The sequence below is a fragment of the Halomonas sp. genome, from assembly GCF_041689495.1.
Taxonomy (GTDB): domain Bacteria; phylum Pseudomonadota; class Gammaproteobacteria; order Pseudomonadales; family Halomonadaceae; genus Halomonas.
In genome coordinates this window covers 1-1,184 of the sequence record NZ_JBDNGD010000325.1, presented here as the reverse complement: position 1 = coordinate 1,184, position 1,184 = coordinate 1, and the positions used below count along the sequence as shown (strand labels likewise).

1 protein-coding gene is annotated in these 1,184 nt (G+C 64.4%); it reads left to right on the top strand.

Annotation, left to right across the window (positions count from 1 at the left end; genetic code table 11):
• Positions 1-1,184: LPS-assembly protein LptD (locus ACESMD_RS10545; RefSeq protein ID WP_372612936.1), on the top strand; the 1,184-nt coding region annotated here is incomplete at both ends.

The following is a 1,184-nucleotide window of genomic DNA, read 5'->3' as shown; positions in this document are numbered from 1 at the left end:
TGGCCGCTGCTGGGTCTCTCCGCGGACTCGCTCGACTATGCCCAGCCCTTCTACTGGAATATCGCCCCCAACCAGGATGCCACCATCACCCCGCGCGTCATCAGTGACCGTGGTTTCCTGCTGGGGGGTGAATACCGTTATATGTTTCCGACGGATGCCGGCCAGATCGAAGCTGCCTTCCTGTCCAGCGACGACGGGGGCTCCAGCGACAACCCCAATGATGCGGCAAGGCGCTTCGAGGGAGATGACCGCTGGTACCTGGACTATCGCCATGCCGGTCGTGTCGATGCCCGCACTCGTTACCAGCTGCGTTACGGGGCGGCCAGCGATGGGCGTTACTTCGACGATTTCGGCAGTGATTTCGGTGAGCAGGGACGCTCCAGCATGTCGCGCCTGGCACAGATCGACTACAGCGGCGACGTCTGGCAACTCGATGCCCGTGCCCAGGGCTTCCAGAAGCTCGACGACCCGCTACTCGACCGTAACAAGCCCTTCTACCGCCTGCCCAGCCTGACCGCCAATGCCCGTTGGTCGCAGGACAGCGGTTTCTACCAGCAGTGGCGATCCAATGCGACCTACTTCTGGCGCGATGTGGACGAGAACCGCGTGCCGCTGCGTGAGTCCGCCACTGGGTCGCGGCTGCACCTCTCTCCGGTCGCCGGCTGGCGCCTCGACGAACGCTGGGGCTATCTCGAGCCCCGGGTAGAATGGCTCGCCACCGCCTATGACCTGGACTACGGCAACCGTGATACCGATCGGGATACCCGCCTGACCCGCAACCTGCCGGTCACCTCCATCGATGGCGGCCTGGTCTTCGAGCGCGAACTCGACCTTGGCGGTCGTGACTACCGCCAGACCCTCGAGCCGCGCGTCAACTATGCCTATGTGCCGGGCAGGGACCAGACCGACTTCCCTGATTTCGACACCGCCGAGCAGGCCTTCTCCTGGAACCAGCTCTGGTCGCCCTACCGCTTCACCGGAAGCGACCGGGTGGGGGACCTCAACCGGGTCTCGCTGGGTCTGGAGTCGCGTCTGCTCGAGGATGCCAGTGGCCGTCAGCATCTTTCGGTGGGGCTGGGCCAGGCCCTGTATTTCGATGATCGCCACGTCGACATGGCCGGTGATCCGGATACCCTGCCGACGCCTCCCGAGGAAGGCGGCGACTTTCAGCGCTACTACAATGC